General features: G+C 48.1%; 1 protein-coding gene. It reads left to right on the forward strand.

The annotated features are described in order from the left end of the window. Positions 1 to 439, forward strand: a 439-nt coding sequence (locus GTQ34_RS16645; protein ID WP_166524932.1) for a hypothetical protein, incomplete at both ends; no start/stop codon positions are given.

Here is a 439-nt window from a genome sequence, read left to right on the forward strand (position 1 = left end):
GCTACCACCATGGAGTCTACAGGAGACAATGCAGAGAGTGGGAGTTTAGCACTTAGTCCTTCTGCAGCACAAGATCAGGAGCCATCTGCAGCTGTACTGCCTACACCATCTTATGACTCAGATCTCCCTACTGTCTCTTGCCTTCCCAATTCTGAATTCCCTGGACCTGCTGAGTCTGCAGCTGGTACACCCCCATCATCTCCTGATCTTCCTGTTGTCACCCAATTTACCGATTCCAAATTCCATGGACCTGCTATGTCTGCTGCTACCCTCACTTCGCATACCACTGTATCATATGGTTTGAACAACGCTACCTCTTCCTACATATTCCCTTTCAATTTCGATGAAACTGCTCCCCCTGCTCATACCATCTCCAGCCTAGAGAACATCTCATATGCTGCTACTACGAGTGACAACTTACCTATGACACATGCTACAC

Origin of the sequence: Flagellimonas ochracea (assembly GCF_009903685.1) — a bacterium.
Taxonomy (GTDB): Bacteria; Bacteroidota; Bacteroidia; order Flavobacteriales; family Flavobacteriaceae; genus Flagellimonas; species Flagellimonas ochracea.